Annotated in this window: 25 protein-coding genes and 2 riboswitches; of the genes, 10 read left to right on the top strand and 15 right to left on the bottom strand. The window is 48.6% G+C overall.

Features of this window, described 5'->3' with window-relative positions:
* The 8 genes from C508_RS0108125 to C508_RS0108090 form a co-directional block, all read right to left on the bottom strand.
* Nucleotides 1–1,152, bottom strand: coding sequence for an efflux RND transporter periplasmic adaptor subunit (locus tag C508_RS0108125; protein WP_026319436.1), 1,152 nt, complete (start codon nucleotides 1,150–1,152; stop codon nucleotides 1–3).
* Nucleotides 1,153–1,297: 145 nt separating this feature from the next.
* On the bottom strand, nucleotides 1,298–2,554 hold the full coding sequence (locus tag C508_RS0108120) for a TolC family protein (RefSeq protein ID WP_018703055.1): 1,257 nt from the start codon (nucleotides 2,552–2,554) through the stop codon (nucleotides 1,298–1,300).
* A gap of 126 nt (nucleotides 2,555–2,680) precedes the next feature.
* Entirely contained in the window at nucleotides 2,681–3,796 is a 1,116-nt protein-coding gene (locus C508_RS0108115) for an aminopeptidase (protein WP_018703054.1), read from the bottom strand.
* Nucleotides 3,797–3,838: 42 nt separating this feature from the next.
* Nucleotides 3,839–4,810 carry an ABC transporter ATP-binding protein gene (locus C508_RS0108110; RefSeq protein ID WP_018703053.1) on the bottom strand — a complete coding sequence of 324 codons (972 nt, stop codon included), beginning with the start codon at nucleotides 4,808–4,810 and terminating at the stop codon, nucleotides 3,839–3,841.
* Nucleotides 4,807–5,790: an ABC transporter ATP-binding protein gene (locus tag C508_RS0108105; protein ID WP_018703052.1), complete on the bottom strand. Its 984-nt coding sequence runs from the start codon at nucleotides 5,788–5,790 to the stop codon at nucleotides 4,807–4,809. The genes C508_RS0108110 and C508_RS0108105 overlap by 4 nt, the downstream gene beginning before the upstream one ends.
* A 191-nt stretch (nucleotides 5,791–5,981) precedes the next feature.
* Nucleotides 5,982–6,839: a YitT family protein gene (locus tag C508_RS0108100; RefSeq protein WP_018703051.1), complete on the bottom strand. Its 858-nt coding sequence runs from the start codon at nucleotides 6,837–6,839 to the stop codon at nucleotides 5,982–5,984.
* A gap of 138 nt (nucleotides 6,840–6,977) precedes the next feature.
* On the bottom strand, nucleotides 6,978–7,535 hold the full coding sequence (locus C508_RS0108095) for a rubrerythrin family protein (RefSeq protein ID WP_018703050.1): 558 nt from the start codon (nucleotides 7,533–7,535) through the stop codon (nucleotides 6,978–6,980).
* A 149-nt stretch (nucleotides 7,536–7,684) separates the two neighbouring features.
* The gene (locus C508_RS0108090; protein WP_018703049.1) at nucleotides 7,685–8,863 is read right to left on the bottom strand and encodes an MFS transporter; all 1,179 of its coding nucleotides are present in this window, start codon (nucleotides 8,861–8,863) and stop codon (nucleotides 7,685–7,687) included.
* Between the two features lie 219 nt (nucleotides 8,864–9,082).
* A riboswitch (cyclic di-GMP riboswitch) is annotated at nucleotides 9,083–9,168 on the top strand.
* A 69-nt stretch (nucleotides 9,169–9,237) separates the two neighbouring features.
* Here C508_RS0108090 and C508_RS20310 point away from each other — a divergent pair.
* Complete coding sequence (locus C508_RS20310) at nucleotides 9,238–9,384, top strand: hypothetical protein (protein ID WP_018703048.1); 147 nt, start codon at nucleotides 9,238–9,240, stop codon at nucleotides 9,382–9,384.
* A 75-nt stretch (nucleotides 9,385–9,459) separates the two neighbouring features.
* Here the strand turns inward: C508_RS20310 and C508_RS0108080 are convergent, their stop codons facing one another.
* Both C508_RS0108080 and C508_RS0108075 read right to left on the bottom strand, forming a co-directional pair.
* On the bottom strand, nucleotides 9,460–9,810 hold the full coding sequence (locus C508_RS0108080; RefSeq protein ID WP_018703047.1) for an ASCH domain-containing protein: 351 nt from the start codon (nucleotides 9,808–9,810) through the stop codon (nucleotides 9,460–9,462).
* A gap of 167 nt (nucleotides 9,811–9,977) precedes the next feature.
* Entirely contained in the window at nucleotides 9,978–10,397 is a 420-nt protein-coding gene (locus C508_RS0108075) for a hypothetical protein (protein WP_018703046.1), read from the bottom strand.
* 273 nt (nucleotides 10,398–10,670) lie between these two features.
* On the opposite strand from C508_RS0108075, the gene C508_RS0108070 reads away from it, so the two are divergent.
* The 5 genes from C508_RS0108070 (at nucleotide 10,671) to C508_RS20830 (ending at nucleotide 14,360) form a co-directional block, all read left to right on the top strand.
* The gene (locus tag C508_RS0108070) at nucleotides 10,671–11,399 is read left to right on the top strand and encodes an amino acid ABC transporter ATP-binding protein (protein ID WP_018703045.1); all 729 of its coding nucleotides are present in this window, start codon (nucleotides 10,671–10,673) and stop codon (nucleotides 11,397–11,399) included.
* Nucleotides 11,400–11,437: 38 nt separating this feature from the next.
* Nucleotides 11,438–12,250 carry a transporter substrate-binding domain-containing protein gene (locus C508_RS0108065; RefSeq protein WP_018703044.1) on the top strand — a complete coding sequence of 271 codons (813 nt, stop codon included), beginning with the start codon at nucleotides 11,438–11,440 and terminating at the stop codon, nucleotides 12,248–12,250.
* Nucleotides 12,235–12,921: an amino acid ABC transporter permease gene (locus tag C508_RS0108060; RefSeq protein WP_281167284.1), complete on the top strand. Its 687-nt coding sequence runs from the start codon at nucleotides 12,235–12,237 to the stop codon at nucleotides 12,919–12,921. Before C508_RS0108065 ends, C508_RS0108060 begins: the two co-directional genes overlap by 16 nt.
* The gene (locus tag C508_RS0108055) at nucleotides 12,921–13,565 is read left to right on the top strand and encodes an amino acid ABC transporter permease (protein ID WP_018703042.1); all 645 of its coding nucleotides are present in this window, start codon (nucleotides 12,921–12,923) and stop codon (nucleotides 13,563–13,565) included. The genes C508_RS0108060 and C508_RS0108055 overlap by 1 nt, the downstream gene beginning before the upstream one ends.
* 114 nt (nucleotides 13,566–13,679) lie before the next feature.
* The gene (locus C508_RS20830; RefSeq protein ID WP_018703041.1) at nucleotides 13,680–14,360 is read left to right on the top strand and encodes a methyl-accepting chemotaxis protein; all 681 of its coding nucleotides are present in this window, start codon (nucleotides 13,680–13,682) and stop codon (nucleotides 14,358–14,360) included.
* Nucleotides 14,361–14,474: 114 nt separating this feature from the next.
* Here the strand turns inward: C508_RS20830 and C508_RS0108045 are convergent, their stop codons facing one another.
* Entirely contained in the window at nucleotides 14,475–16,031 is a 1,557-nt protein-coding gene (locus C508_RS0108045) for an ABC-F family ATP-binding cassette domain-containing protein (protein ID WP_018703040.1), read from the bottom strand.
* A gap of 150 nt (nucleotides 16,032–16,181) precedes the next feature.
* Nucleotides 16,182–16,292, top strand: a riboswitch (TPP riboswitch).
* Nucleotides 16,293–16,379: 87 nt separating this feature from the next.
* On the opposite strand from C508_RS0108045, the gene cytX reads away from it, so the two are divergent.
* The 4 genes from cytX to C508_RS0108020 all read left to right on the top strand — a co-directional run bounded on the left by cytX (nucleotide 16,380) and on the right by C508_RS0108020 (nucleotide 19,774).
* Nucleotides 16,380–17,612: a putative hydroxymethylpyrimidine transporter CytX gene (cytX, locus tag C508_RS0108035; protein WP_018703038.1), complete on the top strand. Its 1,233-nt coding sequence runs from the start codon at nucleotides 16,380–16,382 to the stop codon at nucleotides 17,610–17,612.
* Nucleotides 17,573–18,403 (top strand): hydroxyethylthiazole kinase, encoded by an 831-nt coding sequence (gene thiM, locus C508_RS0108030; protein WP_018703037.1) that lies wholly within the window; start codon nucleotides 17,573–17,575, stop codon nucleotides 18,401–18,403. The genes cytX and thiM overlap by 40 nt, the downstream gene beginning before the upstream one ends.
* Nucleotides 18,403–18,897 (top strand): energy coupling factor transporter S component ThiW, encoded by a 495-nt coding sequence (gene thiW / locus C508_RS0108025; protein ID WP_018703036.1) that lies wholly within the window; start codon nucleotides 18,403–18,405, stop codon nucleotides 18,895–18,897. The genes thiM and thiW overlap by 1 nt, the downstream gene beginning before the upstream one ends.
* A 268-nt stretch (nucleotides 18,898–19,165) precedes the next feature.
* Nucleotides 19,166–19,774: an acetate uptake transporter gene (locus C508_RS0108020; protein ID WP_018703035.1), complete on the top strand. Its 609-nt coding sequence runs from the start codon at nucleotides 19,166–19,168 to the stop codon at nucleotides 19,772–19,774.
* A 29-nt stretch (nucleotides 19,775–19,803) separates the two neighbouring features.
* Here the strand turns inward: C508_RS0108020 and C508_RS0108015 are convergent, their stop codons facing one another.
* From C508_RS0108015 to bioA, 4 genes are all read right to left on the bottom strand, one after another.
* Nucleotides 19,804–20,019, bottom strand: coding sequence for a (2Fe-2S)-binding protein (locus C508_RS0108015; RefSeq protein ID WP_018703034.1), 216 nt, complete (start codon nucleotides 20,017–20,019; stop codon nucleotides 19,804–19,806).
* 24 nt (nucleotides 20,020–20,043) lie between these two features.
* On the bottom strand, nucleotides 20,044–21,546 hold the full coding sequence (locus tag C508_RS0108010) for a DASS family sodium-coupled anion symporter (protein ID WP_018703033.1): 1,503 nt from the start codon (nucleotides 21,544–21,546) through the stop codon (nucleotides 20,044–20,046).
* A 122-nt stretch (nucleotides 21,547–21,668) separates the two neighbouring features.
* Nucleotides 21,669–23,012: an anaerobic C4-dicarboxylate transporter gene (locus C508_RS0108005; protein WP_018703032.1), complete on the bottom strand. Its 1,344-nt coding sequence runs from the start codon at nucleotides 23,010–23,012 to the stop codon at nucleotides 21,669–21,671.
* 270 nt (nucleotides 23,013–23,282) lie between these two features.
* Nucleotides 23,283–24,662, bottom strand: a complete 1,380-nt coding sequence (gene bioA / locus C508_RS0108000) for an adenosylmethionine--8-amino-7-oxononanoate transaminase (protein WP_018703031.1) — start codon at nucleotides 24,660–24,662, stop codon at nucleotides 23,283–23,285.
* Nucleotides 24,663–24,673: the final 11 nt, after the last annotated feature.

The raw sequence follows: 24,673 nt of genomic DNA, 5'->3' as shown, positions 1-24,673 counted from the left end.
TCAAATGGATTCTGGAGAAAGCAGCGCAACCGATAACTGAGCTCCCTGCTTCACTTTGTCGACGCCTTCCACAACGACCCTGTCCCCTGCAGCCAGACCGGATTCGACAATATACCAATTCCCAACCTTTTCTCCGACCTTAACAGGACGGCTTTCGGCCGTATCAGCAGTGGTAACCACGGTAACGAAGGTATTGTCCAGCATCTCTTTCACCGCACGCTGAGGAACCAAAATCGCCTTTTGACGCAGTTCACCCGGTGCCACCACCTTGGCAAAAAGCCCAGGCAACAGCATATGTTGCGCATTATTAAACACCGCTTTCAAGGTAATCGTACCTGTAGTGTCGTTGATCCCCTTATCCACCTGCTCCAACTGCCCAAGTTCAGGATATACTGAACCATCGCTAAGAACCAACTGCAGCTGACTGCGAAAGGAATCCGGCAAGAGTCCATTCCCCTGGCGCACTAATTTTAAGTACTCGTTTTCGCTCATACTAAACTGCACCCATACCGGATCCAAAGAAGAAACCGAGCCCAGAACAGTAGAACCGGCCACTGCAAACTGGCCGGCACTGACATCATTCACGTCAATGCGGCCGTCAACAGGAGATACAATCAGCGTATCTGCTCGATTTTCCATTGCTTCTTGCAAATTAGCCTCGTTCATCGCCACATCGGCTTCATTCTGATCCACTTGGGAGCGGTAGGAATCCACAGTTTGCTGCGAAACGCCCTGTACCGCAGCCAGACTTTCGTAACGCGCCAGATCGCGCTGTGAATTAATCAAAGTCGCTCGCGACTTGTTTAATGATGCTTGAGCCGCCCGAATAGCCGACTGGTACTGTTTGTCGTCGATTCGGAACAACGGCTGCCCTTTGGTAACAGCAGCGCCTCCCTGTACCATTTTGGCAACCACAACGCCGCTCACTTTCGAAATAATTTTAACTTCTTCCTTGGCTTTAACCTGCCCGACAAATTCATACGCGATCTGTGCATCCTGCTGCTGCACCTGCACCGCTTTAACCGCAATAGCCGGAGCCGCCTGCGTTTTAGAGCCTCCGCCCAGCCAGCCTGCCTTGTAACCAACTAAGCCCAGGCATAGCAGCACCACACCGATAATTACATAATGTTTTTTTGACATGTTTCTTTGCATGACGCACGCAACCCCTTTTTTTCGCTTTTGCTGTTCTATTGTACCAATATTATGTGACAGTTTGGTTACAGTTTTATGCCCCCGCCAGGTCAAGCAAAAAAGAAAAGCTATGCCCCGCAAGCATAGCTTTTCCAGTCTTTACCTCTTATTCCACCGGACGCCCCATGGAATGCTCCAGTTTCGCCTTATTGATATTGTAGTCATACAGCGCTTGAAGGCTGTCTCGTTTAGCTTGATCTAAAGATAATACCGAGTCCCGCAAGTCGAGGTTCGTGCCCACGCCTACTTCATAACGCATTTTTTGAATGCTTAGGCTTTCTTCCGCCTGCTGAATCGCCACTTTATTCGTTTCGATTCGCTTGGCCGCTTCCTGCATGCTCAAATAATATTGGCGCACTTCCAGCAAGACCGCGTCTTCTTCCTTGCCTTTTTGCTCATTAACCATATTCAAGTTGTATTTAGCCTGTTCTACCTGCGCCCCGGTTACACCAGAGTCAAACAAGTTTAATGAAGTAGTCAAAGAAACCGACCAATTACTGTTTTTGGAGCCTGGAAATTGATCATCATTCCAGCCTTGAGATGCAGACAGCGCAACAGTAGGGCGATAGCCGCTTCGCGCTACGTCAATCCCCGTCTTCGCACTGCTCACTTTGGCCTTATACTGGGCAATCTCAGGCCGATGCTCTTTGGCATAAGCCAAGCACTCTTCCAGCGACAACGGATAGACGTCCGCATTAAAGGCATCCTTCAGGTCCAACTCCGTACCATGGGGCAGCTGCAATTCATTGTTCAGAGCCGCCACGGCATTGCGGTAGTTGTTTTCCGCCTGCACCTGGCTGTCTTGCGCTTTCGCCAAGTCTACCTGACTGGTCAGCACATCGAGTTTAGCCACCATACCTGCGGCATATTTGTTTTCCACCAACTTTAAATGATCTTCATAATTTTTGGTTGTATCTTGGCTTACTTGCCAAATTTTATGATACTCCAGAACAGACAAATAGTTGCTTACCACATTCAATTTAACTTGCTGCTGCGCCGCATTTACATCCAAATCCGCAACACGCAAGGATTCTTCGGCTTGTTTAATTTTCCCTTCCAAGCTACCGCCGCTATATACCGGCAGCGTCAGCGCCACTTTATTTTGAAAGCTATTTACGCTTTGCGCCACTGTATCGGTATGAGTAAAAGAAGCGGAAAGTCCTTTGTTATTTTTTGCCTCTTTCAAACTCCAATAGCTTTTTTCCCGGGCTGCTTTTGCGTAGGATAAATCATAATGCTTGGCCAGCGCCATCTGAATGCTTTCTTCCAATGACAATTGCATCGGCGCCGCTGCCGCATGCACCGTTCCCAACAAACTGATGCAAAGCAGAGCGGACACGCCTCCGACAAGAATTTTTTTCATAGGTACCTCCTAAATCCAGACTCCAAAAGCCGTTTCTTGCTCTTTAAGTTTCAATTGCTGTTATTGTATCAAATGTTCGTGACAGATTTGTTACAGTTTCAATTTTCTTTTGTTCTCAAAATGATTTCAGCGCCATGCCTGTGGATTCAGTCCTTGCAGTTCTTCTATAACAAACAGTCCGTCTTTGCGCACTAAGCGGCCGTCAAACCAAATCTCCCCGCCGCCGTACGCCGGCGTCTGCATGCATACCAAATCCCAGTGAATGGCGGAGCGATTGCCGTTGTCTGTGTTTTCATAAGCATTCCCCGGCGTGAAATGGAAGCTGCCGGAAATTTTTTCATCAAATAAGATATCGCCCATCGGCTTGACAATGTGAGGATTTACGCCTAACGCAAACTCACCAATATAGCGCGCTCCTTCATCGGTATCCAAGATCTGGTTCAATTGCTCCGTATGATTGGCGGTAGCCTTCACAATCCGCCCCTGGGAAAATTCCAGGCGCACATCTGCAAACGTAACCCCTTGATACACGCTAGGACAGTTGTAGGAAATGACTCCATTTACCGACTGCTTCACTGGCGCTGTAAACACTTCGCCATCGGGAATATTACGCAAGCCGCAAGATTTGCTCACCGCAACGCCTTCAAGAGAAAAAGCAAGATCGGTTCCTTGCCCCAGGATGCGCACTTCTTTCGTTTTTTCCATAAGTGTACGCAGCGGTTCTTCCGCCTCCGCAAGGCGGGAGTAATCCAAGTTCGTAACTTGAAAATAAAAATCCCGAAAAGCCGCCGTACTCATACCGGACATCTGCGCCATCGCCGCATTGGGATAACGCAGCACGCACCATTTTGTGCGATTGACCCGGACTTCCGAATGTACCGGATGCCACCACAAACGTTGATAAAGCTGTGACTGCTCTTGCGGCAAGTCCGCCATCTCGCTCTGGTTATAGTACGCTCGCAGGCCTATGTATGCGTCCATTTCCTCCATCCGCGCTTTTTCCCAAGCAGCAATACGTTCTACCTGTTCAGAAGAGCACTGCCGCAGCAGTTCCCGCTGGAGCACCATGTTTTTCACGCTGACAAAGGGAACGCCGCCGGCCTTGTACGCTGCCGCTACCAGCTCCTGCGCCAGATCTTCGCCGCCGTCAAACACTTCGATTAAAATCTTTTCGCCCGGCTGCAGTTCCACCGAGTAATTAATGAGATTCCCAGCCAACTTTACGATACGTTCTTCCGCCATGATCGTTCCTCCTGTTTTCCGCAATATCTTAAGGGACGGGTATTACTCCCATAAAAAACAAGCCGCCAGATGCCGTTCCGACTCCACCGCCTGTAACCTAGGCCGCTCAAGGCGGCATCGTTCCATAACTTTAGGACAGCGAGGCGCAAATGCGCACCCTGGAGGCGGATTGGCAGGAGACGGCACATCTCCCTGCAAGACAATACGCTCTCGTTTACGTTTGGGATTCGCCGCGGGAATCGCCGAAAGCAAGGCCTGCGTATACGGATGCAATGGCCGACTGTACAGCTCTTCCGCCGGAGCGCACTCCAATAGACGTCCCAGATACATCACCCCTACGCGATCACTAATATGACGCACTACCGACAAGTCATGCGAAATGAATAAATACGTCAGCCCTAATTGTTGCTGAAGCTCTTGCAATAAATTGAGAATCTGCGCTTGAATGGAAACATCCAACGCGGAAACCGGCTCATCGGCAATAATTAATTTAGGGCGCAGCGCCAAAGCTCGGGCAATACCGATTCGCTGTCGCTGACCGCCCGAAAACTCGTGCGGATAACGATTGCCGTATTCGATCGGCAATCCGCATAATTCGAGAGTTTCCTCCACTTGCCGCCGTAACGCAGCGGCATCCTTCAAGCCGTGAGCCGCTAAGGCCTCGCCGACAATATCAAATACACACATACGGGGATTTAGCGAAGCGTAGGGATCCTGAAAAATCATCTGAAAATCCCGTCGTTTACGACGCAAAGCCGTGCTTCCCAGCTCCGCCAAATCTTCGCCTTCAAAAAAAATCTTCCCTGCCGTAGGCTCCATCAACCGCAGAATCGTGCGTCCTGCGGTTGATTTGCCACAACCAGACTCACCCACCAGGCCGAATGTTTCTCCGGCGAACAAAGAAAAGGAAAGATCATCTACGGCTTTAACTTGTCCTACTACCTTGCCGTTAAGACCACCGCGCACATCAAAATATTTCTTTAGGCCCTTCACTTCTAAAATCGGCGTTTTCAACGCTGCGCTCCCCCCTTTTCTCCATACAGCCAGCAACGGCAATAGCGACCATCCTTCATCCGTTCTAGCAAGGGAGGATATTCTCGACAGCGTGCCTCTGCGTGAGGGCAGCGTGGTTCAAAGCGGCAACCTGTCGGCATGCAATGCAGCGACGGCACCTGCCCAGGAATGGGCTGCAGCTTCTCTTCCTTACGGTCATGCCAAGGTATGGACTGCAACAGCCCGCAAGTGTACGGATGTTGAGGCGCGTCAAATAAAGCCTCCGCACCTGCTTCTTCCACCACCTGGCCCGCATACATAACGATAACCCGGTCGCATAATTCCGCCACCACGCCCAAATCGTGCGTAATGAGTAAAATTCCTACATCCGTCTCGTCTCGCAGGGTACGCAACAGTTCCAAAATTTGCGCCTGAATGGTTACATCCAGCGCGGTTGTAGGTTCATCGGCAATTAAAAGACGCGGCCGACAAGCCAGCGCCATAGCAATCATCACTCTTTGCCGCATGCCGCCGGACAATTGGTGCGGATATTCCGCGCAAATCGCCTGCGGCCGGGGAATGCCTACTTTGGTCAGCATTTCCACGGACAAAGCCCGCGCCTCCTGTCGCGATACTTGGCGATGCAGCAATGACACCTCATCCAACTGCTGACCAATCGTCTGCACTGGATTAAGCGACGTCATCGGCTCCTGAAATACCATGGAGAACGCATCGCCCCGCAAAGAACACATCCTTGTTTCCGACAGAGTCAACACATCCGTTCCGTCTACTAGCACCTTCCCAGATACATGCGCCCGTTCCTCTAAGAGGCGCATGATAGCCAGCGCCGTCACCGATTTGCCGCAGCCGGACTCACCCACTAAGCCCACAACTTCCCCTGCCCGCAGATCAAAGGACAATTCCGCCACCGCAGCAACAGACTGGTCCCCTTCACCAAAGGAAATATTCAAATTCTGAACTTCTAAGATTCTTTGCGTCATTCGTTCTGTATCCCCCGCCTTATTTTGCTATTATGCCTATTCGCTAAATACAACGTCCTTCCCTGCCGTTTTGGCAAGGAACCATCGACTTATTCCACGCTGACGCCGCTTTCCGAAAGAGCAGGCGAAAACAAAAAGCAGGCTGCCAAGGAGGATGATCTCTCTTAGCAAACCCGCTGTCGCTTACAAAATTAATGGATTGCTTTTTTCTTAAAACGCCCGCCCATAACCTCATGGACATCCGAAATGGTTACAAAAGCCGTTTCATCCCACTCGCTGACAATCGACTTGAGTTTCGCCACCTCTAAGCGTGTCACCACGCAGTACAGCACAGGCTTCTCTTCTTTGCTATAGCCGCCTGTAGCATGCAGAATCGTAACCCCTCTGCCAAGGCGCGCCATCAAGGCATCGCGGATGTCTTCCATTTGGTCGGAAATAATATAAACTGCTTTTGATTCATCCAAGCCGCGCAAAGTAATATCGATAACTTTAAAGGCTATAAAATAGGTCACAAGAGAATACATGGCCTTATCCCATGAAAAAACAAAACCAGCCGCTGTCAAAATAAACAAATTGAAGAACATGATAATTTCTCCAATAGAAAAGCTAGTGCGTTTATCCATCAGGATGGCAATCATCTCCGTACCGTCGGTACAGCCTCCATGCCGGATAATAATGCCGATACCGACGCCAATGGTAATGCCGCCGAAGACAGCCGCCAAAAACAAATCGTTCGTCACCTCCGGGATGGGCGTAAATACCCCTACCCAGAAAGCCAAGGAAATAATAGAAAACAAGGTGGAAAAAGCAAAAGTTTTACCAATTTGCGTATATCCCAAGTACAAAAATGGTAAGTTCAAGAGCACCAAAAATACGCTCAGCGACCACCCGGTCAAATAGCTGGCCATAATGGAAATACCGACAATACCTCCGTCAATAATATTATTGGGCACCAGAAATACTTCCAGCCCTGCGGCGGCAATCACCGAACCAATTCCCATAAGCACTATGTTTTTCACTCGCTGCGCAACCGTTATTTTTCTTGTCATATAAGACCTCCCTTATTCGATAACCCTACTTTAGCAGAGAAAAAAGAAAAGCTTGTACCACAATTGCAGCGGTCAAGCTTTTCCATTCTCATTTTTCTTTAAAACAAGCTCACTCGACCAACTTTTTTACAACGTTACTCAAGAGAATTTATGATATTTCTCTTTTTTTGCTCCGCAGATTGGACAAAAATCTTCCGTCTTATCAGTCACTGTATGTCCGCAAATTTCACAGACATACACCTCGCTATACCCTACGTCTTTGCCTTCTTTCGCTGCATCTTGAGCCCCTTTAAACAGCGTTGCATGAGTTTTTTCCGCTTCCAGCGCAAAATGGCAGCTGCGCTCCGCTCCTTTTTCCCCTTGGAACTGCGCTGCATTCAAATACACAGGATACATTTGATGAATCTCATGTAATTCTCCGTCAAGAGCGCCTTGCAAATTTTCAACCGTTTTCGCTGTACCAAAAACAGCTCCCGCAAATACCGCGGAATCTTTGACAACCGCTCCCATTTCCCTAAAATGATTGGTTGCATGAACTTGCTCTGCATAAGCCACAGCCTTGAAAAGATTAGCAATCTTAGGAAAACCTTCTTTGCGGGCGACATCGCCCCACCAGAGATAGCGCATGTGAGCCATGCTCTCGCCGCCATAGGCGGAACGCAAAAACTCCAAGGTCATATCATTTTTCACAGCCATTTCTTTTCCTCCTTACGCTTATTAGCAGGTTCGGTTGTTTCCGTTCCCGCGAAACCGCTTGCGACGCTATAGCGCAAAACAGTCTTACTAACTGGATTCGCCTTAGGCTGAAAAACACCTTTTTTACAACATCCGATCTATGAAAAAAATCATTGTTGTCTATGCATTTTTCCGTTTCGGCTCAGCACAGCCAAAAAAAGTAACAAGCCCGCAGTCAAAAGAAATACAGGCCTTATCCCCCAACTGGCGCTGATAAATCCACCTATTAAAGGCCCCGTCATACAGCCCAATTGATTGGCTGTCGTGGTCAATCCGAACAATCTGCCACGAAAATTTTCATTCGACGATTGGACGGCAATCGTGTTAATCGCCGGAAACACGCCAACCACAAAAAATCCAAATAACGCTTGCAGCACACTGAATTGCACAATATCTGACGCAAAATACTGCAATGCGTTCCAAACCCCGGCTCCTAAAAATGCGATTTGCAAAATAAGAGCAAAGCCTTTTTTCTGTCCCAAACGTCCCCACAAAGGCGCCGCCACAGCACCGGCAATACCAGCGACACTGCAAACAATCCCGGCGGTCAAGGCCACCCCTTCCAGATCTCCCTGAAGTTCTGCAACAAACAAGGCTAATAGAGGCTGCAACACCAATGTAACCAGTTGTACTCCGAACATCAAAAACAGCATGCGCATCAATGTTTTATTGTTCCAGGCTTCCCGGAAATCATCAAGGACACTTCCCTGCCGGGACGTCGAAGTCTGAGGCGGTTCTTTAACCCAAGCCGCCACAGCCAATGTTCCGATAAAAATCACAGCTGCCGCCACCACGAAGGACATCCGCATACCGAACACATGCGACAGCGCTCCGCCTGCCAAGGGACCGGCAATGCCGCCTAAAAGCAATGCCGTTTGCATAAATCCTAAATTAGAACCTAAACGTTCCGGCGGGGAAGTGGAAGCTACAATCGCCAACGACGCCGGTACGAAACCATTGGCAAATCCTTGTAGCAATCTCACTACAAGCAGTTCCCAGGGATTCCGTACGAAAGCTCCCAAAAAATAAACGGCCGCTAGGCTAAAACCAGCCCGTAGCACCATCCGGCGCTTACCGCTGTGATCCGCCCGCCGCCCCCAATAAGGAGCCATAACAGCGGCGACAAAAAAAGTAACCGAAAAAATAAATCCGGTCCACCAATGGACCCCTTCCGCCGTAACCCCTATTTCCAACAAATACAGCGGTAAAAATGGCGTTAACATCGTATAGCTTGCCCCAGAAAACATGCACGCCATAGCTAGCAGCCAAACAGTTCGCTGCCAATGCATAGTTTTGCACCCCCTACACAGCCTTCGACAGCCCTTAGGGACTGCTTTTTATTGTATATTTTAGTCTAGCCTATCTGTCCGCAAAGGGCAATGTCATTATTTTCAAGCTTACTGTGCATGCACAGCAACATAGTTCTTCCACATAAGTCCTAGGCCTATTGCCTCAGTATCCATTGACAATAGACTCTGCAATCTATATACTGTTTTTATAGATATTAATTTTTGCCAAGGCAAACTTCGCGAAAGCGGAGGACGCAAAGCCATGGGTCTACAGGAGGTTCTCCCATGACCGCCAGGCTGCCAAAAGATAGTATTTAGTCTTTGGTTTGCTTCTCCGCGCTCAAAAGTTGCCAGTCGACAAAGGAGCGTTTAGTGTGAAAAATGGATCTACCGCCATGGAGTCATTGCAAAGTTTGGAAACATTCTTCACTAGCATTTGTAAAGATGCCGTTCTTTCGGCTCATGTACAAAAGCATTCGCAGGAAATTCTTGACGCCATGCTGCATATTACAAAAAAGTAAGCTAAAAATCCCTGAGGCTGCCGCAAAACGGCAACCCCAGGGATTTTGCTTTAAGACGGTCTTCTAAAGCACTATTTAGGCTTCCGTAATCTCGGAAAAATAAATAACCGTTACCAGATCTTCCATCGTTAAGGCTTTGTTGTAAATGCTCTCAAAAAAACGCAGCAACGCTTCTACTGAGTCAATATCTGGATTCTGATGCTGCAAATCTTCCATGGTCAACTGAGAAAAGCGTTTGGTTTTCGTCCGATCCACGCTAGCTGCGTACAGCTTACGTTTAGGTCCCATACGCTTCCCCACGGTAATCCAGACTACTGAGTTTTCCGGATATATATTGCGTACATCCCCTAAGCGCACCGTACAATTTTTAGTCCGAGCAATAAGCAGTTTTTCATGATGCGGCGATTGAAAGTTAAGAGCAAACATAAGATCCCCCTTTGCAACATTCACTTCTATTTGTAATCAGTATAGCTTTTTTTGTATGGCATTGCAAAACATTCATTTGCTTTTATACTTCCAAACACGCCACAACTGCAAGCATCTTGCGATTTTGTTTATTCTGATCGCACATTTTTCATTATAGTATATAATTTTTACGTTAACTTACGAAGCACCTCTACCAGACGCATATCACACAAAAATCCTTGCATATTCCCCATATAGCGGTTATGCCGCGCCCGGTCTGACAGCTCTTGCAGCCAATCCCGCCGTTCGCCCAAAGCAGGCCTTCGTACAGTCATTCCTGGCGCCACGCGCTGTGAATCAAAAGTCAGCATGGCATGTTCATACCTCGATAGTACGCCCTCTTGGTACAAACGCGCCGACAAATCACAGAGTTCGCCAAAAGAGGCATCCGTAGGATCATAATCCAATCGTAATTCGTCCCAAAAAGGGGCTTCGCTGTTTCTGCCGATTTCGACTTTTTCCAAAGTAACTTCATATTCTGTATTTCCATTTTGCAAGTCAAGCTGTTCCCACGGCGGCACATTTAATACTGTCTCTTTTTTCTTCACAAACTTCACCCGCCATTCATTATTTGTTTCCTCTATTATTTCTAAACAAAATTCTAAATCCCTCCTATGTTTTACAATTTTTGTAAGACATGGATTGTTTATAATTCGACAGGTTTTTCTAGTAGACAAAGTGAACTTTTTCAGTGTATGATATAAAAAAAGCGTCCAATATGTGACAATTAAAAAATTAATCGGCGATGAAGCCCCGGTGAATTGTTAACAAAAACATTCACTGGGGCTTTTTATTATCTCTGAAAGGACAGGTGATCGCATATGATTCAGTTATCCCAAATCCACAAATATTTTGGCAGCCTGCATGTACTCAAAGGCGTGGATCTTGCCGTTGCCGCCGGAGAAAAAATTGTCATCATCGGCCCCAGCGGCTCTGGAAAAAGCACGCTGATCCGCTGTATCAATCTCTTAGAGCGTCCCACTGAAGGTTCTGTAGTCGTTTCCGGCGAGGATTTAACAGCGCCCAATGCGGATATCGCCAAAATTCGTCAGTCTATGGGCATGGTTTTCCAACAGTTTAATCTCTACCCGCATATGACTGTGCTAGAAAACCTCACACTAGCTCCAGTCCGCTTGCAAGGCGTTTCATTGGCGGAAGCCAAAAAGTCAGGCCTTGCGTATCTGGACCGGGTAGGTCTCAAAGAAAAAGCGGACGCCTATCCAGCGCAGCTTTCCGGCGGCCAACAGCAGCGAGTGGCTATTGCAAGGGCTCTGAATATGCATCCGCAGGTTATGCTCTTTGACGAGCCGACTTCCGCTTTAGACCCTGAAATGATCCAGGAAGTGTTGGATGTTATGACTTCCTTGGCAGATGAAGGCATTACCATGATCGTAGTCACCCACGAAATGGGTTTTGCCCGCAAAGTGGCTGACAGGGTCATCTTTATGGATGACGGCTGCATCCTGGAAGAAAATGATCCGGAAAGTTTTTTTACGAATCCTCAAAATGAGCGTACCCAGTTATTTCTTAGCCGCATTAATCATGCGTAACCATAAAAATTTTAAAGAAACAAAGGAGACGATGTGTGATGAAAAAGAAATTGTTAGGACTTCTTGCTGTCTTTGCTATGTCGGCCGTTCTTTTGACCGGCTGCGGCAGTTCTCCCTCGGCTAAACCAGGCGATGCGGCGGCTGCGCCAGACATCAAGGCCATTAAAGATCGCGGCGTACTTAATGTCGGCGTGAAGGTCGATGTCCCAAAATTTGGTTTTAAAGATCCTCAAACAGGGAAAATCGACGGCATGGAAATCGATTTAGCCAAAAAGATGGCGAAGAAAATCCTTGGCGATGAAAACAAAATTAATGTGCAAGCGGTAACGGCCAAAACCCGCGGGCCTCTTCTGGACAACGGCGAAGTAGATTTCGTTATTGCCACCTTTACGATCACTGACGAGCGCAAACAAAGCTATAATTTTTCCGACCCCTACTTTAGCGATGGCGTTGCCTTAATGGTAAAAAAGAACTCTGGCATTCAAAGCTTGAAAGATCTTAACGGCAAAAAAGTAGGCGTAGCACAAAGCGCAACAAGCAAAAAAGCTCTAATTGACGAGGGTAAAAAGCAAGGCCTGAACATCCAGTATTTAGAGTTCGGAACATATCCGGAAATTAAAACCGCTCTCGACTCCGGCCGTATTGACTGCTTCTCCGTAGACGCAGCCATTCTCTTTGGCTATCTGGATGACTCAACGACCATCCTGCCTGATCGTTACAGTCCCCAGTTGTACGGCATCGCTTCCAAAAAGAGCAATACCGCTTTAGCCCAGTTAGCAAATGACACGGTAAACGAAATGAAAGCGTCCGGCGAACTGGATAAGCTCATTCAAAAATGGGGGCTGAAATAATCATGGGTCCCTTTGCCTGGTTTAAATGGCAGGCGCTTTTTGCCGAATGGCCTGTTTTCCTAGAGGGGTTTGCTATGACAATTCTATTATCTGTTTTAGCGCTGATCCTCTCCCTGACTTTGGGCATCTTTTTCGGCGTTCTCGGTACGGCCCAGTATCGGCCGCTCCGCTGGTTGAACCGTGTTTATGTCGAATTCATTCAGAACACGCCCTTAGTTATCCAGATTTTCTTTCTGTATCATGCCCTGCCCCATTGGGGAATCATGCTGCCCGTCTTTACGGTTGGCGTTCTAGGGATCGGCTTTTACCACGGCGCTTATATCGCCGAGGTTGTCCGCGCCGGTATCCTAGCGGTTTCCAAAGGGCAGCATGAAGCAGCCTATTCCCAAGGCTTTTCGTATTGGCAAGCCATGCGTTACATTATTCTCCCTCAGGCCAAACGCATGGCCTATCCGCCACTGACAAATCAAGCGATCAGTTTGATAAAAAATACCTCTGTCATGGCCATGGTTGCCGGGGGCGATCTTATGTACCAAGCCGATTCCTGGGCCAGCGCCAACCTATATTACGGCCCGGCCTATGTCATCACCGGTCTTCTCTATCTGGCCCTTTGCTTTCCGCTGGCTACCTATGCGCGCCGTATGGAACGCCGCTTGGAGGTGTCACTGTAATGGCTGAGTTATTACAACCCGATATTCTCCGTTTTTTAGGGGAAGGCTTATTGACAACGCTCTATATCGCAGTAGCCTCCATCATTCTCAGCCTTCTCTTTGGAACCTTGCTAGGAGTCGCTCGTTACTCCGGCCATGCCCTAGCTTCACCCTTAGCAGCGACCTATATTGAAGCGGTTCGCAATACGCCTCTGCTGCTTTTCATTTTAGCCGCCCGTTTCATGACTCCCTTGCCTCCCATCCAAGCTGGAGTAACCGCAATGACCGTCTTTACCAGTGCGATTATCGCTGAAATCGTCCGCGGCGGTCTGAATTCCATTTCCAAAGGCCAGTGGGAGGCCGCCTCGTCGCAAGGCTTTGGGTATTGGCAAACACTGCGGTTTATCATTTTACCCCAAGCCTTCCGCAACATGATTCCTCCTCTGGTTTCCCAATGCACCACCGTTATCAAGGATACTTCCTTTGTTTGGGCTGTGGGCATTGAGGATTTGACAGGCAAAGGCATGATCATCATGGGAAAATACGGCTCCACCGCCCAGGTTTTTAGCATGTTCGGCATGATTGCCTGCGCCTATTTTATTTTGAATTACTCTCTGTCGCACTGGGCTCGTCAACAGCAACAGCGTTTACTGCGCAGCTTATAAAACAAGGTAAAGAAAAAACGAGAAAGAACCCGCCTCAGGCAGGGTTCTTTCTCGTTTGCAGCGAAATTATACAATCAATCATGCAATTAACACAAAAATGAAGGAGAGATTCTTATGCAATTACTGCTGGTTGGAGGCGGCCGCAGCGGCGCTGAATTGCTTAAAATATTTCAAAACATTTCCGAAGTATCGGTCGCAGGCATTGTCGACGTCAAAACCGACGTTGCCGGTATTCAATTGGCCAAGTCCTTAAGAATCCCTACCTATCAAAATTTAAAAGAAGCCTTGCAAAATCCAGCAGTCGATGTGGTCTTAAACATTACCGGTAATCCGGAAGTGCAGCGACAAATCGAAGAATATAAGCCAGACAAAGTACAGATTGTGGATGGTTATATTACATCTATCTTATATCACCTGCTGAAAGCGCAAATCCTCATGTATGAAGAATTGGGCGGACAGCTGCAATCGCTAAGCCAGTCTACGGATGAAGCTAAGGAACATATCCACAAAACCCACGACGTAATCGACTTCATTAAAAATGTCTCCCAGCAAACCAATCTTCTGGGCCTTAATGCCGCCATTGAAGCGGCTCGCGCCGGTGAACAAGGAAAAGGGTTTGCCGTCGTAGCCAGCGAGGTACGCAAGCTGGCCGACAACAGCGTTGAAGCCACCAAGAAAATCACCGACATTCTCACCAAAGTGGAAAATTCCATGCAAGTTGTCGTTTCCGGCATCGAAAACACTTCTAAACTTGCCGAAAAACATATGCGCCATGAAAAAACCAGCGTTTCCTAAAACGCTGGTTTTTTCATGAGAATCCTATCGTTAAATTCTTATCATCACTAGGAATTCGCTAATGTAAAGAATCGTTTTGACGTAAGACGTGAACAAATCGGCGATTTCCTTAAACTAAACGATCTTAGTAGTCCAGTCCTCCACATTCCAAATGTGAGTTACCCAGTCTTCATAGAACTCCGGTTCATGCGACACAAGGAGAATGGTTCCCTTAAACTCCTGCAGCGCTCGCTTAAGCTCGGCTTTGGCTTCTACGTCCAAATGGTTGGTCGGCTCGTCAAGCACCAGCCAGTTAATATCTTTGAGCATCAGTTTGCATAGGCGTACTTTGGCGCTTTCCCCGCCGCTGAGCACCATGATCTGACTGGTAATATGCTCATTGGTCAAACCGCAGCGCGCCAAGGCCGCCCGCACTTCATAATTGGTCATGCCGGGATATTCCTGCCAGACTTCTTCAATGGCCGTGTTGGTATTATGGCGAGTGGATTCCTGCTCAAAATAACCGGTAAATAAATACTCTCCTTGGATGACTTCGCCGGCAAACGGCTTGATTTCTCCCAACAGGGTCTTAAGGAGCGTAGATTTACCCAAACCGTTAACCCCGCGAATGGCTACCTTCTGGCCTCGTTCCAGCAAGATGTCTACTGGGCGGGTCAGCGCCTCATCATAACCCAGCACCAGACCTTTCGCCTCGACAATGGTTCGGCTTGGCGTACGGGCTTCGCGGAAAGAAAACGATGCAGTCGTCTTTTCCCGGGGTTTTTCTAAAATTTCCATCTTATCCAGGCGCTTCTTGCGGCTGTTGGCCATGCCGCGCGTAGCTACGCGCGCTTTGTTGCGGGCAATGAAATCCTCCATACGCTCCACTTCCTGCTGCTGCCGTTCATACGCCCGTATCTCCTGGTTCTTGCGCACCTCATAGGCCGCCTGGAATTGATCATAGTTGCCGCTGTAGCGGGTCAACACGGTATTTTCCACATGATAAATGACATTGACCACTTCATTCAAGAAAGGAATATCATGAGAAACAAGAATGAAGCTATTTTCGTAGGACTTCAAGTAGCCCTTGAGCCATTCAATATGTTCAAAATCCAGATAGTTGGTAGGCTCATCGAGAATCAATATCGTGGGGTTTTGCAGCAGCAGCTTGGTCAAAAGCACCTTGGTCCGCTGACCGCCGCTCAGATCCGCCACATCGCGATCCAGGCCGATTTCACCTAAACCCAGGCCATTCGCCACTTCCTCGATTTTAGCATCCAAAATATAAAAGCCGCTATGTTCCAAGGAGTCCTGAATCTCTCCCACAGTAGCCATCATTTCATCCATTTCTTCCGGAGACGCCTCGCCCATTTTCTCGTATAAAGACAACATTTCCGCTTCCATATCGAACATGGCTTGAAAGGCTTCCCGCAGCACTTCCCGAATGCTTTTGCCCCGGCTAAGAACCGTATGCTGATCCAAATAGCCCACCGTTACCCGGCTGGACCAGGCTACTTTCCCCTCATCCGGCGTCAGTTGCCCCGTAATAATATTTAAAAAGGTAGACTTCCCTTCGCCATTGGCGCCGACCAAGCCTACATGCTCTCCCTTAAGCAAACGAAACGACACTTCCTGCAAAATCTGGCGAGCCCCAAAGCCTTGGGACACGTTTTCAACGGTCAATACACTCATGTTTTTCTCCTCGAAACTTCATACTCATTCACTCACAGATAGCTTATATTTTAACGTGTCAAAGCCCTGGCTGTCAAAGGAAAAGTGCTTTTCCCCGCTCGATCTCTTGCCAGTCAGCAGGCATCGTGCTATGATGAAATTCAGAATCAAATAGCAAGCTAGGGGGGCCAGAAGCGGCTGGCTGAGATACGAATCCTCATTTCGTGACCCTTTGACCTGATCTGGATTATACCAGCGTAGGAAAAGCTCCCATGCATGCCATGCAAGCGCATTCCCTGCGGAATGCGCTTTTGTTTTTCCCTCACCTTGTTCATTTGCTTGCTTTTTCAAAAGAAAGAAGGTATCTTCATGCAACAAACCTTAAAAACCATTCGCTTTCCTCATTTTTTCTTTCTCTGGTTCGGCGCCGCCGTTTCCATGGCGGAAATATTAGCCGGAGGTCTCTTAGCTCCATTAGGATTTCAAGACGGCTTGCTGGCTATTTTAGGCGGTCATGCACTGGGAACGGTTCTATTGGTTCTCTGCGGTCTCATCGGCTTTCGCGAAGGCCTTTCCGCTATTGAATCTACACGCATCTCCTTTGGCGTCTACGGCGCCAAGCTCTTTTCTGTCTTCAATATTTTGCAGTTGGTTGGCTGGACTTCGATTATGATCCTGGCGGCCGCCCGCTCACTGAATGAAACCAGCCGCCAACTTTGGCAAATAGATCAGTATGGCCTTTGGTGCCTTATTGTCGGCGCTTTGGTACTTTTCTGGATCGTCCTAGACCGCGAAGCCGGCTGGAAAAAAGCCAATATGGCCGCCGCTTTGCTTTTATTCGCCTTGACCCTCGTCATGAGCAGCGTCGTCTTCTCTGACACTACGGTTTTAAGCAAGCCCGCCGAAGGAGGCATGCCTTTTGGGGCTGGCTTTGAACTCAGCGTGGTCATGCCCCTTTCCTGGCTGCCGCTTATCGCCGACTACACCCGCTTCGCCCGTTCCGGCCAGGGAGCCGCCTGGGGCAGCGGCTTAGGCTATTTTCTCGGCAGCTGCTGGATGTACATTATCGGCCTTAGCGTGGCTCTTGTCGCTGGCCAGGCCGATCCCGCCGGTATGCTGCTGGCTGCCAATCTGGGCCTCTCGGTTTTAGCCATTGTTCTATTAGCCACCATTACCACCACTTTTATGGATGCCTACTCCGCCGGTGTCAGCGTACATACGCTGCTCCCGGGCTTCAATGAAAAGCACGCGGCTTTAGCGGTAACCGTCGCCGGTACCTTGCTGGCTCTCGGCGTCGACATGGAACAATACGAAGATTTCCTGCTCTTAATTGGTTCGGTCTTCGCGCCGCTCTTCGCCATCTTGCTCAGCGACTATTTTCTCTTAGGAAACCGCCAACTGCGCCCCGGCCTCATGGTTAATTGGCTGGCGCTGGTCATTTGGGCTTTGGGTGTTGCGCTTTACTACCAGCTGCTCAAGCTTGATTTAGTTATCGGCGCGACCATTCCGGTCATGTTCGCCACTGCGGTTACGTATATCCTCGTAGGGAGGTTTGCAGCCAAATGGAGCTTGCAGAAAGACTCGCTGAAAACATCCGCTTAATTCAAAAGCAACGCCCCTTGGTACATCAAATTACCAATCAAGTGACCATGCAAGATTGCGCCAACATCACCTTGGCCATCGGCGCTTCCCCAGTCATGGCTAATGCGCCGGAAGAAGCCGCTGAAATCACGGTTCATGCCAAGGCGCTGGTGCTAAATCTGGGAACTTTGCAACCCCGCAGCGCTGAAGCCATGCTCTTGGCAGGAAAAGTCGCCAAAGCTCACGGCGTGCCCGTCGTGCTGGACCCTGTGGGCGTAGGAGCGACTCGCCTGCGGCAGCAAACGGCCGCACAACTGCTCACAGAATGTCCTCCTGATATTATCCGAGGCAACCTGGCGGAAATCGCCGCCCTGGCAGGACAGACAATCACCAGTCCCGGTGTTGATGCTTTAGCCGAGACGGCTCAAGCTGCTGAAACCGCTTACTCTCTAGCCAAAAAGCTGCGCTGCATCGTCGCGGTTTCCGGAGAAACCGATTGGATTGCCTCTCCTCAGCACCAAGCAGCCAGCTTGCATAACGGAGTGCCTTTATTGCGTTTAGTAACAGGCACAGGCTGTATGAGCAGCTCCCTTATCGGCTGCGCTGCAGCCGTTTCTTCTCCCTGGGAAGCAGCCATAACCGGCCTTGCTTGTATGGGCATTGCCGGCGAGCTGGCTGCTGCCAGCTTAACTCCTTCGCAAGGAACTGGCAGCTTCCGCACCGGCTTATTTGACGCCGTCTCCACTTTGACCGGCGCTGCGCTGCGCCAGCATCTGCGCCTGCAACTATCATCCCTATCAGGAGGTGCCTAATGCCAATTCGTCCGCTTGCTTTTACCGCTCTATTTGTAGCCTTAGGCGTGCTTTTAGGCCACTTAGTCTACATCCCCATCGGCGTTGCCAAATGCTTTCCTATGCAGCACGCCATTAATGTCCTTTTAGCCTCCCTCTTAGGCACGCGTTACGCCGTCAGCGGCGCTTTCACGATTTCCCTGCTGCGCAATCTTCTTGGAACCGGATCGATTTTGGCCTTTCCAGGCAGTCTCTGCGGCGCTTTCCTGGCAGGCTGGCTCTTCCGTCGTACTGGTCACATTGCCGGCGCCGTAGCCGGTGAAATCATAGGTACAGGTTTCCTAGGCGGCTTGCTGGCCTATCCAGTCGCCTCGTGGTTTCTCGGTTCTCAAGTCGGCGCATTTTTCTTCATTATCCCCTTTCTTATCAGTACTACCGGCGGCAGTCTGATTGCGTACGTGCTGTACCGCACGCCGTTGACTACAGTTTTACAAAAACGTTTATCTTCGCACTAACTTGTAATTGTAATCTTTATAACCATTGCAAAAAACGTGTTCCGCATATGCGAAACACGTTTTTATATTTTTTGATACTATTACTTTATAACACAACATAAGCCTCTTAACAGCAGTTATCTAACGTAATTTGGATAAATTGCTCTTCTTTTGCCTAAAATAACGATAAATCAGGGAAAAAGAGTAAAAATAGATTGACAGCACAATTTGCGGCATGCTATTTTATTGTTCGTCGGATTTATTTTATTTTTTTAATCAGGAGGCATTTATGGAACAAAAACAGCATGTACAAATCGTCGTCGCCGATCCTACCGCCCTAGGCCTATTTGGCTTAGCCATTGTCACCTTTGTCGCCGCTTCACAGAAGCTGGCTTGGACAACCGGCGTTTCCTTCATCATTCCCTGGGCCGTTTTTCTCGGCTCTGCCGCGCAGCTCATGGCCTGTGTTTACGATTTCAAACATAATAATATTTTTGGCGCTACTGTATTCGGAGCTTACGGCCTTTTCTGGATTGGGGTCGCTTCTTGCCTACTTATTAAGCTCGGGGCTTTCGGACCGCAATTAGCCGCTTCCGTTGATATCCAACAATTAGGCTTTGCTTACTTCGGTTATTTTATTTTCTCGATTTTCGCAACAATAGCCGCCACAGCAGCTCACAAAGTGCTGTTAACCATCATGATCCTGATCGACGTGCTGCTTCTTTGCCTTTCTCTCGACGCCTGGGGCGTAGGCGGTCATTTTCCCCATACGTTGGCAGCCTGGTCGGAATTTGCCATTGCTTTGCTCTCCTTCTATGGCAGCGGCGCTACGTTCCTCAACAAATTCTTTAATCGTCCTCTTCTTCCTTTAGGAAAAGGACTGCAGCTTTTCAAATAAAAGAAGCCGTGCAAAGTGCACGGCTTCTTTTATTGTTCCTCCGCCTCCGCCAAGAGCGCTTCGATTTTAGGCGTACAGCGCTTCCCTCCGCAAGAGCCGCTGCCAGCGCCTGTAGCTTTTTGCACTTCCGCTACCGTTTTAGCGCCGCCGCGAATAGCTTTTTTCATGATAGCCCTTGAAATCCCTTTACACAAGCAAACCTTAGTCAACTTATCAAGAAGTTCTTCATTCAATTCCTGACTCATCTTCGCACTCCTTTCGAACTGTTTTTATACAAGGCCCAGCCATTTCCAATACGTACTGGCCAAGAGCATTGTCGTCAGATAAGCAATGATACAAAGAGGCACGCCAGTACGAATAAAATCACGCACCTCAAAGGTCTCCGTCGCATAAGCCACCATGTTCTGCGGCGCATTAACAGGCAAGATAAAGCCAAAGCTAATCACATACTGCAGCAGCATGGTCATGCCGACCACATTAATGCCGCTCGACGGCGGCATACCCTGAAGAATGGAGATTACAATAGGAATCATGGCTGCCGCCAGAGCCGTGGCGCTGGCAAAACCCAAGTGGATAATAATCAAAAACGCCGCCAGCACGGCAAAAACAATTAATGCCGGCATTATCTGCAAGCCAAACCAACCCACAATCATTTTGGCCAACCACGCTGCCGCTTTCGTCGAGAGCAAAGCGGAACCCAAGCTAATACCAATGCCAAAAAGCAGCAGCGTTCCCCAAGGAATTTTGCTCTGCGCTTCTTGCCAGGTCATAATCCCCACTCCCGGCAGCAGCATAATGGTAATAGCTGCAATGGTAGTAGAAGAAGTATCAAAAGGATGGAGCACTTTTTCTGTCGCCCACAAACAAAGTAGAATCAAAGAAATACCAAAAAGCTTCTTTTCTTCCCCTTTCATCGGCCCCAGTTCCTGCAAAGCCTTCCGAATCGTTTCCTTGCCGCCGGCAATTTCCTCTGTTTCCGGCGGCATCATTTTTAGCAAAAGAAAATAAAGAACCACGGACATGATGATCGCAAAGGGAGCCGCGGCAATAAACCAATCCAGCCAACTAATGTACACACCCAACTGTTTTTCAATGAATCCCAAAGCAATCATGTTTTGCGCGGCAGCCGTCTTGATGCCTACGTTCCAGATGCTATCCGCCTGCGCCGTAGCAATCATCAAAATCGCTGCAAAACGACTTTTCTTTTCTACGCCAAAAGCCAAGATGATGCCCATAACGATCGGCACCATACATGAAACTCGCGCCGTCGTACTTGGCACAAAAAAGCTAAGAAAAAAGCCTACCAAAATAACCCCGGCCAAAACCCGGTTCGTTTTAGCGCCGATTTTGGAGAGAACTACCAGCGCAATGCGTCGGTCCAAGCCGGTTTTCGTCATAGCCGCCGCCAAGAACAAAGCGCCTCCCACCAACGCCAAAGCGCTGTTGTTAAAACCGGCTAGCGCCATTTCTAAGGCCTTGCTTGTTCCTAGCAGCTTATCCGGACTGGCCACGTTAGGCGCCAGACCAACCAAAAAGGCCATCAGCGACATAATTACGGCGGCGCTCGTCGGATACGAAACCGCCTCCGACATCCAGATCACAACGGAAAATACCAGGATGCCCAGCATACGGTGTCCGGCCACGGTTAAACCATCCGGCGTCGGAACCGCCAAAATAACCCCCAGTAAGGCAAAGGCCGCCGCCAAATATAAATATTTAAGATTCCGTTCGCAGCTTCCGTCAGCAGGACAGCTTGGTGCATTGTTCGCCATACTATTCACTCCTTTGCTTTCTTACGTGGTCTCATTATACATAACAATTCAGAAAATTTCAAGAAAACAAGCCGAGCCTGACAAGTTTCCTCGTCAAGCCCGGCTTCATTGCCGAAGCATATTTACAGAAGAATCTTTGATAACACATAACCCACAGCACAACCAGTTCCCACGCCAATCAAACCGGGGATGATAAAGCTGTGATTGATGATAAACTTACCGATTCTTGTCGTGCCGGAGCGGTCAAAGCCGATACAAGCCAAATCGCTAGGATAGGTCGGCAAAACAAAGTAGCCGTAAGCAGCGGAGAAAAAGGCCACCATTATTTTGGGATCGACTCCCAGGCTGATGCCCATGGGCGCAATGGCCGCCAAGGCGGCTCCCTGGCTGTTAACCAGCTTGGACACCAAGAAAAGAACAATGGCATACATCCAGGGCTGCGTAGCCACTACGCCAGCCAATGCATTTTTCAGCAGCGTAAAATGGGATTCAAAAAAGGTATCGCTCATCCACGCTACGCCAAATACGGAAATAATCGCCGTCATGCCTGCTTTGAAAACAGCGCCATTGGCAATTTCGCGAGTATTCACCTTGCAGGCCATCAAAATAACGGCGCCAGCAATCAGCATCAGCATCTGGATGACCAAGTTCATCGACATCGGCTTCATTTTTCCAGGAGCGCCAAAAGCAGGACGCAGCTCTGGAATAGCGCCTAAGGCAACTACTACCACAATCGCGGAGAAAAAGATCCAAGTAGCCCAATAGGCTTCTTTCGGAAATACTTTATCCAACAAGGTTTCGGAGCCGCCGTAAATATATTCTTTCTGCTCCGGATCCTTAAGCTTGGCTTGAAACTCCTCGTCTTTATCCAAATCCTTGCCGCGACGCAAGCTCCACAGCGCCGCAATCAGCACGCCAGCCAGTGAAGAAGGCATAGCGACTGACAAGAGCTGGATAATGCCAATGCTCTGCCCTACGCCATGGGAGGCAGCAAAAATAGAAACCATGGACACTACCGCCACCGACACCGGAGACGCGCAAATGCCCATCTGCGAAGCCACAGAAGCAACCGCCATTGGCCGTTCAGGACGAATCCCTTTTTTAAGAGCGATATCGTAAATAATAGGGAACATCGTATATACCACATGGCCAGTACCGCAGAGAACAGTCAACGTCCAAGTTGTCAAAGGCGCCAAAATCGTGACATACTGAGGGTGACGACGCAGCAAGCGTTCGGCGAACTGCATCATGACATTTAGCCCTCCTGCAGTTTGCAACACCGAAGCACAGCTAATCACCGCCAAAATAGTAAGAATAACATCCACGGGAGGTTTACCAGGCTGTAACCCAAAACCAAAAGAAAGAACAAAAAGTCCGATGCCGCTGATTAGGCCCAGGCCCATACCTCCAAAACGAGTCCCAACAAGCAGGCAGGCTAGAATGACTAAAAATTCCATTGCTAGCATAAGTTTGTTTTACTCCTCTCTATACATTATTTTGAAAAAATATAGCTTATATACTGTATCATGTTCTAATAAATACGGCTCTATTTTATTATTATTTAATTTTTATGCAGTTTATTTATTCTTATTTGTAATGTTCTAAATTATATTTTTTATTTTATTCTTGCTTAAACCGCAAATCCCTGCAAGGTGTTTCCTTTTTTGTTTATTTTTGGGCATACCGACAAAAAAACAGGACTGTGCCGCAAACCAGCACAGTCCTGTTTCATTCGTCTAAAAGTGAGCGCCGCCTCCGCCTTCTACAACAGCGCCTTCTTCCGTCACCGCTACAATCGCTTTGCCCAATAACGACAACATGTCCAAAAGTTCCTCTTCCTTACTGACCAGCGGCGGCATAAAGACCACCACATCTCCCACAGGGCGGATAAACAACCCGTACTCGCGGGCCTTCAAACAAACCCTGGCCCCCATAGTTTCGCCCCAAGGATAGGGGGTTTGGGAATTCGCATCCTGCATAAGTTCAATTCCGACAATCAGACCGCGTTGCCTTGCGTCTCCTACATGCTCCAACAATGCAATACTCTTAAGCGCCTCGGCTACACAGGCTATTTTTTTCTCTAAGCCTGCAATCACCTTATCGTCACGGAATATTTTCAGACTTCCCAGTGCTGCAGCACAAGCCAACTGGTTGGCCGTATAAGAATGCCCGTGATAAAATGTACGCTTTGACTCCATATCTCCCAAGAAAGCATCAAAAATTTCCTGCGTGGTAAGGGTAGCCGCCAAAGGGACATAGCCCCCGGTAATTCCTTTAGAAAGAGCCATAAAATCAGGACTGACTCCTTCATGCTCGCAGGCGAACATTTTTCCGGTGCGGCCAAAGCCGGTAGCCACTTCATCGGCGATAAGATGAACGTTATATTTTTTCGTCAACTGCCGTACTGCGGCCAAATAGCCTGGAGGCGACATCAGCATTCCTGCAGCCGCCTGTACTAGCGGTTCCACGATTACAGCGGCGATTTCTTGATGATGCGCCGCTAAAAGAGCCTCCATCTCCTGTAAACACTGTCTTTTACAAGTGGTTGCGTCGTGGCTGCAATGATAGCAAGATGGAGACGGCGCCTGCAGCGTTGAAAATAGAAGCGGTTGAAACGTCCGATGAAAAAGATCAACACCGCCAACACTCACTGCGCCAATAGTATCTCCATGATATGCTTGCGCTAAAGCTACAAATTTTTCTTTTTTCGGCATCCCTTGATGCCGCCAGTACTGAAATGACATTTTCAAAGCCACTTCAACCGCTGTAGAGCCGTCATCCGAATAGAAAACCTTTTCCAAACCTTCCGGCGCCAAGGTCACCAACTGCTCCGCCAGTTCCGAAGCCGGAATATTAGCCAAACCCAAGGCCGTACTATGAGCTACTTTACCTAGCTGCGCAATAATGGCTTCGTCAATTTCGCGTCGCTGATGTCCATGAATATTTACCCATAAGGAAGACACTCCGTCATAGTAGCTGCGCCCCTCTGTATCTGTCAGCTTTATGCCTTTCGCTTCGCAAATTACGGTCTGTTGATTTTCCAGCCATCCTTGCATCTGTGTAAACGGATGCCATACATACCGCTTATCTTGTTGTTCTACCAGACTTTCTTTCATGAACTCCACCA

Origin of the sequence: Anaeromusa acidaminophila DSM 3853 (genome assembly GCF_000374545.1) — a bacterium.
Lineage (GTDB): Bacteria > Bacillota > Negativicutes > Anaeromusales > Anaeromusaceae > Anaeromusa > Anaeromusa acidaminophila.
Note: the sequence above shows the minus strand (reverse complement) of the source record. Positions and strands in the feature narration are given on the sequence as shown.

Excerpts from the sequence above, each read along its gene's own strand:
- C508_RS0108065 (WP_018703044.1), top strand. The coding sequence starts at position 11,438 with ATGAAAAAGAAATTGTTAGGACTTCTTGCTGTCTTTGCTATGTCGGCC.
- C508_RS0108015 (WP_018703034.1), bottom strand. The coding sequence starts at position 20,019 with ATGAGTCAGGAATTGAATGAAGAACTTCTTGATAAGTTGACTAAGGTT.
- C508_RS0108070 (WP_018703045.1), top strand. The coding sequence starts at position 10,671 with ATGATTCAGTTATCCCAAATCCACAAATATTTTGGCAGCCTGCATGTA.
- thiM (WP_018703037.1), top strand. The coding sequence starts at position 17,573 with ATGGAGCTTGCAGAAAGACTCGCTGAAAACATCCGCTTAATTCAAAAG.
- bioA (WP_018703031.1), bottom strand. The coding sequence starts at position 24,662 with ATGAAAGAAAGTCTGGTAGAACAACAAGATAAGCGGTATGTATGGCAT.
- C508_RS0108020 (WP_018703035.1), top strand. The coding sequence starts at position 19,166 with ATGGAACAAAAACAGCATGTACAAATCGTCGTCGCCGATCCTACCGCC.
- C508_RS0108060 (WP_281167284.1), top strand. The coding sequence starts at position 12,235 with ATGGGGGCTGAAATAATCATGGGTCCCTTTGCCTGGTTTAAATGGCAG.
- cytX (WP_018703038.1), top strand. The coding sequence starts at position 16,380 with ATGCAACAAACCTTAAAAACCATTCGCTTTCCTCATTTTTTCTTTCTC.
- C508_RS0108100 (WP_018703051.1), bottom strand. The coding sequence starts at position 6,839 with ATGACAAGAAAAATAACGGTTGCGCAGCGAGTGAAAAACATAGTGCTT.
- C508_RS0108080 (WP_018703047.1), bottom strand. The coding sequence starts at position 9,810 with ATGTTTGCTCTTAACTTTCAATCGCCGCATCATGAAAAACTGCTTATT.
- C508_RS20830 (WP_018703041.1), top strand. The coding sequence starts at position 13,680 with ATGCAATTACTGCTGGTTGGAGGCGGCCGCAGCGGCGCTGAATTGCTT.
- C508_RS0108005 (WP_018703032.1), bottom strand. The coding sequence starts at position 23,012 with ATGCTAGCAATGGAATTTTTAGTCATTCTAGCCTGCCTGCTTGTTGGG.
- C508_RS0108090 (WP_018703049.1), bottom strand. The coding sequence starts at position 8,863 with ATGCATTGGCAGCGAACTGTTTGGCTGCTAGCTATGGCGTGCATGTTT.
- thiW (WP_018703036.1), top strand. The coding sequence starts at position 18,403 with ATGCCAATTCGTCCGCTTGCTTTTACCGCTCTATTTGTAGCCTTAGGC.
- C508_RS0108115 (WP_018703054.1), bottom strand. The coding sequence starts at position 3,796 with ATGGCGGAAGAACGTATCGTAAAGTTGGCTGGGAATCTCATTAATTAC.
- C508_RS0108055 (WP_018703042.1), top strand. The coding sequence starts at position 12,921 with ATGGCTGAGTTATTACAACCCGATATTCTCCGTTTTTTAGGGGAAGGC.
- C508_RS0108120 (WP_018703055.1), bottom strand. The coding sequence starts at position 2,554 with ATGAAAAAAATTCTTGTCGGAGGCGTGTCCGCTCTGCTTTGCATCAGT.
- C508_RS0108105 (WP_018703052.1), bottom strand. The coding sequence starts at position 5,790 with ATGACGCAAAGAATCTTAGAAGTTCAGAATTTGAATATTTCCTTTGGT.
- C508_RS0108010 (WP_018703033.1), bottom strand. The coding sequence starts at position 21,546 with ATGGCGAACAATGCACCAAGCTGTCCTGCTGACGGAAGCTGCGAACGG.
- C508_RS0108125 (WP_026319436.1), bottom strand. The coding sequence starts at position 1,152 with ATGCAAAGAAACATGTCAAAAAAACATTATGTAATTATCGGTGTGGTG.
- C508_RS0108095 (WP_018703050.1), bottom strand. The coding sequence starts at position 7,535 with ATGGCTGTGAAAAATGATATGACCTTGGAGTTTTTGCGTTCCGCCTAT.
- C508_RS0108045 (WP_018703040.1), bottom strand. The coding sequence starts at position 16,031 with ATGAGTGTATTGACCGTTGAAAACGTGTCCCAAGGCTTTGGGGCTCGC.